The organism is Campylobacter sp. MIT 21-1684 (assembly GCF_026241315.1).
In the GTDB taxonomy this organism is placed as follows: domain Bacteria; phylum Campylobacterota; class Campylobacteria; order Campylobacterales; family Campylobacteraceae; genus Campylobacter_D.
Genome location: NZ_JAPHNA010000009.1, coordinates 59,730 through 66,625 on the forward strand (window position 1 = coordinate 59,730; position 6,896 = coordinate 66,625).

Annotated in this window: 8 protein-coding genes and 1 tRNA gene; all 9 read right to left on the reverse strand. The window is 32.8% G+C overall.

Annotated elements, in window-relative coordinates; all coding sequences use genetic code 11:
* The 9 genes from trpC to rpsL all read right to left on the reverse strand — a co-directional run bounded on the left by trpC (window position 1) and on the right by rpsL (window position 6,400).
* On the reverse strand, window positions 1-780 hold the full coding sequence (gene trpC, locus OQH62_RS05005; RefSeq protein WP_266014680.1) for an indole-3-glycerol phosphate synthase TrpC: 780 nt from the start codon (window positions 778-780) through the stop codon (window positions 1-3).
* On the reverse strand, window positions 777-2,060 hold the full coding sequence (locus OQH62_RS05010; protein WP_266014683.1) for a tetratricopeptide repeat protein: 1,284 nt from the start codon (window positions 2,058-2,060) through the stop codon (window positions 777-779). Before OQH62_RS05010 ends, trpC begins: the two co-directional genes overlap by 4 nt.
* Window positions 2,033-2,407 carry a YkgJ family cysteine cluster protein gene (locus tag OQH62_RS05015; protein WP_266014686.1) on the reverse strand — a complete coding sequence of 125 codons (375 nt, stop codon included), beginning with the start codon at window positions 2,405-2,407 and terminating at the stop codon, window positions 2,033-2,035. The genes OQH62_RS05010 and OQH62_RS05015 overlap by 28 nt, the downstream gene beginning before the upstream one ends.
* Window positions 2,397-3,095 carry a tRNA1(Val) (adenine(37)-N6)-methyltransferase gene (locus tag OQH62_RS05020; protein WP_266014689.1) on the reverse strand — a complete coding sequence of 233 codons (699 nt, stop codon included), beginning with the start codon at window positions 3,093-3,095 and terminating at the stop codon, window positions 2,397-2,399. The genes OQH62_RS05015 and OQH62_RS05020 overlap by 11 nt, the downstream gene beginning before the upstream one ends.
* Before the next feature lie 9 nt (window positions 3,096-3,104).
* The gene (locus OQH62_RS05025; protein ID WP_266014692.1) at window positions 3,105-3,266 is read right to left on the reverse strand and encodes a hypothetical protein; all 162 of its coding nucleotides are present in this window, start codon (window positions 3,264-3,266) and stop codon (window positions 3,105-3,107) included.
* 15 nt (window positions 3,267-3,281) lie between these two features.
* A tRNA-Arg gene (locus OQH62_RS05030) sits at window positions 3,282-3,358 on the reverse strand.
* Between the two features lie 30 nt (window positions 3,359-3,388).
* Window positions 3,389-5,464, reverse strand: coding sequence for an elongation factor G (gene fusA, locus OQH62_RS05035; RefSeq protein WP_266014695.1), 2,076 nt, complete (start codon window positions 5,462-5,464; stop codon window positions 3,389-3,391).
* A gap of 12 nt (window positions 5,465-5,476) precedes the next feature.
* Window positions 5,477-5,947 (reverse strand): 30S ribosomal protein S7, encoded by a 471-nt coding sequence (rpsG, locus tag OQH62_RS05040; protein WP_266014698.1) that lies wholly within the window; start codon window positions 5,945-5,947, stop codon window positions 5,477-5,479.
* 66 nt (window positions 5,948-6,013) lie between these two features.
* Complete coding sequence (rpsL, locus tag OQH62_RS05045) at window positions 6,014-6,400, reverse strand: 30S ribosomal protein S12 (RefSeq protein ID WP_266014700.1); 387 nt, start codon at window positions 6,398-6,400, stop codon at window positions 6,014-6,016.
* Window positions 6,401-6,896: the final 496 nt, after the last annotated feature.

Genomic DNA, 6,896 nt, shown 5'->3' on the forward strand with positions numbered 1-6,896 from the left:
TTACTCACACAAAGACCTCAAAGCTTTTCCTTCATCACTTTGTCGCATAAAATATTCACCGATTAAAAAAGAATCCACTCCTAAATCTTGCAAATGGTGCAAAAATTCTTTATCTTCTAAACCACTTTCAGCAACAATAATCTTTGAATTTGGAATTTGAGGAATAAGCTTTTCACATAAACTCATATCCATAGAAAAATCATTTAAATTGCGATGATTTATTCCTATAATATTGGCTCCAGCAAAAATAGCCTTGCTTAAATCTTCTTTATTGTGAATTTCAACTAAACACTCAAGTCCTATATGATGAGAGAATTCAAGGAGTTTTTTTAATTCTTTTGTACTAAGCATTCGTGCAATAAGCAAAATAAAATCAGCACCATACACTAAAGCCTCTAAAATTTGATATTCATCAAAAATAAAATCTTTTCGGAGTAATGGAAGTTGTGTGTAACGACGTATAAAGCTTAAAAATTCTAAAGAGCCTTGAAAAAAATGTGGTTCTGTTAAAACAGAAATGGCACTAGCGCCGTTTTTATCATAATTTAAAGCTATACTTAAAGGTTCAAAATCTTGACGTATAACACCCTTGCTTGGACTTGCTTTCTTTATCTCAGCAATGATCTTCATCTCATTTTTTTGTCTTCTTAAAGCTTTGCAAACCTCTTTTGGAAAAAAGGGATTTGAGGATAAAGAACGACCGAGCATATCATAGGGAAGAATCTTTTTTCTTTGTTTTAATTCTTCTTTTGTTTTTTTAAAAATTGTATCTAAAATCACTCTTTGCCTTTAGCTAAACAAAGTTTAATAGCCTCGATATGACTCTTGCTTTCTTGTGAATTAGCAAATTCTTGATTAAAAAAAGTTTTTTCTAAAATCATCAAAGCTTTATCGCATTGTTTTAATTTATAATATCCCCAAGCCAAAGAATCCAAATAATACAAATTTTCTTCATCTTTTGCTAAAGCAAGCCCAACAAGTTTCATACCTTTTTTAACATCTAAATCATAATCAATCAACAAATATCCATAATAATTCAAATACAGAGGATCGCTTGTACTTTCAATAGCAGATGAGAATTTTTGTGTCACAGAATGAAGTACTTGTTGTGTAACATTCTTTGTATTCTGTGCAGCCTCAAATTCAAAGATAGCTGCACGCAAAAGATATTCTTTTCTTTTATCTTTTTGATACATACGAAGACTTAAAACCTTTGCTTCATCAAATTGTTTTAAATTTTGATACAAATAAAGCTTAACTTCATCATCAAGATTGTATTCTAAAGCTATTTTCAAAGCTTCTTCTTGTTTGCCTTGAGTATTTAAAAGCTCGACTAAAGACAGAGCAAAATCGTGATTGCCTGTCAAAATATACAGTTCTTTATAAAGTTCTTCCAAACCAGAAACATTCTGTTCATCATTGTAAATTTTTGCAAGTAAAACACAAGTTTTTAAAGTACAGCCGTTTTCTTTACGAAAATCTTCAAGCAAATTTTGTATCTGTTTTACTTGATCTAAAAGTCCATAAACACCTACTAATTTTAATAATAAATCTTCAGTTTGTATTTGTTCAAAAGCAAGTTTGTAGTATTTTAAAGCTTCTTTAAATTGATTCTGTCTTACAAAAATATCAGCTTGTAGTTCAAAATTTCGTGGATCATTATCCTTTTTTTCAAGAAGTTCATTAAGAAGCCTTTGAGCTTCTTTTACATTGTAAGAATTTAAAGCATAAAGAGCACTTAGTCTTTTAAGCGTATCGCTTTCATTTCTGTAAGATTTCACAAGAGTATTAAGCTCTTCTTTTTTGTCCAAATCGTTCACTAAGGTTAAAATAAAAGCATTTTCCAAGAAATAAAGAATTTTATGCTGTTTAAAAAGATTTAAAAATTCATCTCGAGCCTTGAGAGCTTCACCGAAATACTCATAATTATAAGCTTTCATCACTTGCAAATCAAAAGCATTGCTTCTTTGTTCTTTGTAATTTTCAAATACAATACTTTGATTTCTAGCACACGATATTAAAAATAGCAATACTACGATAAATAGCAAATTCCTATACATTCTTTCTGTAATTCCTCTTTATGCGTCTTAAAATATTCCCAAAAAGGAAAAGTGCGACATTGGTAAGGTCTCAAAGGATAAATTCCACAATTCCTTTCTTTTTGGTTAAAAAAAATACAAGCAAAGCCATCTTCAAACTCAACTTCTTTCAAGCTCATTTTATAATCGACTTTTCTTAAATATTTTTTCCTAAATTCCTTTTTTTCTAAACCAAAATGCGTTTGTAAATGTATTATTTCATCCTCATTGATAAAAATATTGCCACTTTCACCAGTGCAACATTTGCCACCACAATCTTTACAAGCATTTTCGTTGAAAACATACGAAAAACCTTTTTTAAAAATCATAACTTCTTACCTTAAACCTAGAGTGAATTTCTTGCATTTCTTGACTAAAATCATTTCCTTTATACACATAAAGAGGAGGCAAAATTTCACAATGACTTGCAACATTTTTTCGTGCTTTCACTAAAATCAATCTAGCCTTACGATTTTTATTTGTATGCACAAAACGTATCGCACTAGGTTTTAGCTTATGTTTTTCCAAAAGCATACACAAGCGCGTTAAAGCCGAAGCCTCATAGCAAAAGTATAAACTCGCCTTTGATTTCAAGTGAAAATTAGCTTTTGCAAGAAAATCTTCCAAAGGGAGAAAAAATTCATTTTTGCTTATATTTTTGTGCCTATTCATACTTTGCAACACACCTTTTTGATAAAAAGGAGGATTAGAAACTACACAATCGAATTTTTTTTTAGCTGTAAAATTTTTAAAATCACTATGAAACACCTCTGCTTCTAAGTTATTATATTCGAGATTGCGTTGGATTAAGAGCATATTTTCTTGTTGAATCTCAAGCAAAGATAAATGAATATTTTTAGCATAATATTTGAGCATAATCCCTATTATACCGCAACCAGCACCAACATCTAAAACTTCACCTTTTACTCCAAGTTTTAAAACAAAATCAAGCAAAAGCAAAGAATCGCTAGTGTAACGATAAGCATTCTGAAATTGAGCAAAATACAAAATAGTCAATGTAAAAACTTAATGAGTTGGAATTTTAATCCTTCTTTGAGGATTCTCATTTTTTTGAACGCTTAGATTTGCATCTTTATGAATTCCAGAATTTGTACTTGCAAAATCAAGAAAATTGACAGCTTGAAGAAAACAAAAAAGCATAGTAAGCATACAAAAAAACCGAAGCATAATTAAACCTTAAAGTGGTGTCCACGGCGAGATTCGAACTCACGACCTCAAAATTAGGAATTTTGCGCTCTATCCAGCTGAGCTACGAGGACAGGATTTGTCCGTTAAACGGACAAAAAAATTTAACCATTTCTTTTTTTGATAATTTCTTCTGAAACATTTTTAGGAACTTCATCATAATGATCAAACTCCATAGAATAAGTCGCCCTACCCTGAGTCTGACTTCTAAGATCAGTAGAGTACCCAAACATTTCAGCCAAAGGACAAAATGCTGTGATAATTTTATTACCACCGCGTTCATCCATAGAATTTACCTGTCCACGTCTTTTATTTAAATCACCTATAACATCGCCCATATAGTCTTCAGGCGTTTCAACTTCAACCTTCATCATAGGTTCTAAAATAACAGCTCCAGCTTTTCTAGCACCTTCTTTAAAACCCATAGAAGCAGCAAGCTTAAAAGCCATTTCAGAAGAATCAACTTCGTGATAACTTCCATCATAAACACTCACTTTTACATCTTCCACAGGATAACCTGCTAAAACACCATTTTGCAAAGCTTCTTGTATGCCTTTATCCACAGCCGGAATGTATTCTTTAGGAATAACCCCACCTTTAATATCATTGATAAATTCATAACCGCTACCGGGCTCTAAAGGTTCAAGTCTCAAAAATACATGACCGTATTGACCACGACCACCCGATTGTTTTGCATATTTATACTCTTGTTCAACTACTTTTCGAATAGTCTCACGATAAGCCACTTGAGGCTGTCCTACTTCGGCTTCAACTTTAAATTCTCTTAACATTCTATCGACAATAATTTCAAGATGCAATTCTCCCATACCCGAAATAATAGTCTGCCCACTTTCCTCATCACTTGAAACCCGAAAACTCGGATCTTCTTGGGCAAGTTTATTCAGTGCGATAGACATTTTTTCTTGATCTGCCTTTGTTTTTGGTTCAACAGCTACAGAGATAACAGGATCAGGAAAGTCCATTCTTTCTAAAATAACTTTATCTTTTTCACTTGCCAAAGTATCTCCTGTTAAAGTGTCTTTTAAACCTACAACAGCTCCTATTTCTCCAGCATAGAGGACTTTAATCTCCTCTCTTTTATTTGAGTGCATTTTCAAAAGACGACCTATTCTTTCTTTTTTCTCTTTAGTAGAATTATACGCATATGAACCACTCTCAAGACTTCCGCGATATACACGAATAAAAGTAAGTTGTCCTACGAAAGGATCAGTCATTATTTTAAAAGCAAGTCCTGCAAACTCTCCATCATCTGTAGATTTTACAGAAACTTCAGTACCATCTTCATATTCACCTTTAATATTTGCCACCTCATCAGGTGCCGGAAGATAGGCTACAACTGCATCAAGCAAAGGCTGAACTCCTTTGTTTTTAAAAGCTGTTCCACAAAGCATAGGGATTAAACTTAAGCTAAGACATCCTGCCTTCACTCCAGATCTAATCTCTTCTATGCTTAATTCCTCACCGCTTAAATACTTCTCCATAAGCTCATCACTTGTTTCGCTAATTGCTTCTATCATTTTGACACGATACTGCTCTGCTTTTTCTTGCAAGTCTGCTGGGATTTCTTTTTCGACATAATCTGTCGGCTTTGTATCATCTTCCCAAACCAAAGCCTTCATTGTAATAAGATCAATAACACCCTCAAAACTATCCTCCGCTCCAATAGGAATTTGCAAAGGTACAGGATTGGCTTTTAATCGAGTGCGGATTTGTTCTTCTACATTGAAAAAATTCGCACCAATCCTATCCATTTTATTTACAAAGACTATTCGAGGCACACCATATTTATTAGCTTGTCTCCAAACGGTTTCACTTTGAGGCTGCACCCCTCCAACCGAACAAAAAACAGCCACAGCCCCGTCTAAAACACGCATAGACCTCTCAACTTCTATCGTAAAATCAACGTGTCCGGGAGTGTCTATAAGATTGATTTGGTATCCTTGCCAAAAACAAGTTGTAGCAGCTGAAGTGATTGTAATGCCTCTTTCTTTTTCTTGTTCCATCCAGTCCATAGTTGCAGCACCGTCGTGTACCTCACCTATTTTATGACTCATACCTGTAAAAAAAAGTATTCTTTCACTTGTCGTTGTTTTTCCTGCATCAATATGAGCAGCTATTCCTATATTTCTAACCTTTTTTAAAGGAGTACTTCTTGACATCTTTAACCTCTCTTACCAACGATAGTGTGCAAAAGCTTTATTGGCTTCAGCCATTTTGTAAGTATCCTCTTTTTTCTTAAAAGAAGCACCTTTGCTATTAGCAGCATCTAAAAGTTCAGCAGCAAGTTTTTCTATCATCGTTCTTTCACTTCTTTTTCGCGCAAAAGAAATAATCCAACGAATCGCCAAAGCTTGTCCTCTTACAGGCCTTACTTCAACGGGTACTTGATAGGTTGCTCCACCTACACGGCGAGATTTTACTTCTAGTATAGGCTTGATATTTTCAATGGCTTCATTAAAAACATCTATACCTTTTTTTTCTCCGCCTTTTTTATCGATTAATTCTAAAGCACCATACATAATAGTCGTTGCAACGCTTTTTTTTCCATCATACATTAAAGAGTTGATAAATTTTGTGATGATCTTATTGCCATAAATCGGATCAGGTAAGACTTCCCTTACCGGAGCTTTTCTTCTTCTCATATTTTTCCTTCAAATTGATAATTTTACTCAAACAAAATCAAAACTAGGATTTGTCTGTATTAAGCCTTATTTAGCCGCATTAGCTTTTGGTTTCTTAGCACCATACTTAGAACGAGATACAGTTCTTTTCGCCACACCAGCAGTATCTAAAGCACCGCGGACAATGTGATACTTCACACCCGGTAAGTCTTTAACCCTACCTCCCCGCACTAAGACTATACTATGTTCTTGGAGATTATGACCCTCACCGCCTATATAGCTGATGACTTCAAAACCGCTTGTAAGTCTCACTTTAGCAACCTTTCTCAAGGCAGAATTCGGTTTTTTAGGAGTTGTTGTATAAACTCTTGTGCAAACTCCCCGTCTTTGCGGACAATTTTTAAGTGCTGGAGATTTAGATTTTTCTAAAACTTTTTTTCGCTCTTTTCGGACCAATTGATTTATGGTTGGCACATTATTTCCTTTCTTGAATTTTAAGATAAAAATTAAATTTTGAATATTAGCTTAATTTTTCTTAGTTTTAAGTTAAAAATACAATTTTTTCAAAATGCAACTAAGGCTGAAAAAATTAAAAAACAAATGTGATTCAATAAAAAATGACATTAAAAAAAGTTGTTTAGGATTAAAGAAATGAAGTTTTGCAAAAGCAATTTAGCGAGTTTGATTAAAAAATACTTATAATTTTAAGCTTGAAATTATAATTTCAAAAATTTTACTTTGAGAAACAAGCAAAATTTCTTAAAAATACACTCTAAAGTTTTTAAAAAGCATTCTTTTAAATATTCTTCGAATAATTTATAAATTATTACAATTTCTTAACAAACAATCTCTCTTAGTTATTAATAATTTTTTAATAATTATTATTTTATAATATTTTAAGATTTGAGTTTTTGATGGGGGGGGGATTGGCTTAATGTGTAAATATAAATTCTTAAACATTCACTATGAA

Coding starts and splice junctions, on each gene's coding strand:
- OQH62_RS05010 (WP_266014683.1), bottom strand. CDS start 2,060: ATGTATAGGAATTTGCTATTTATCGTAGTATTGCTATTTTTAATATCG.
- OQH62_RS05015 (WP_266014686.1), bottom strand. CDS start 2,407: ATGATTTTTAAAAAAGGTTTTTCGTATGTTTTCAACGAAAATGCTTGT.
- OQH62_RS05025 (WP_266014692.1), bottom strand. CDS start 3,266: ATGCTTCGGTTTTTTTGTATGCTTACTATGCTTTTTTGTTTTCTTCAA.
- fusA (WP_266014695.1), bottom strand. CDS start 5,464: ATGTCAAGAAGTACTCCTTTAAAAAAGGTTAGAAATATAGGAATAGCT.
- rpsG (WP_266014698.1), bottom strand. CDS start 5,947: ATGAGAAGAAGAAAAGCTCCGGTAAGGGAAGTCTTACCTGATCCGATT.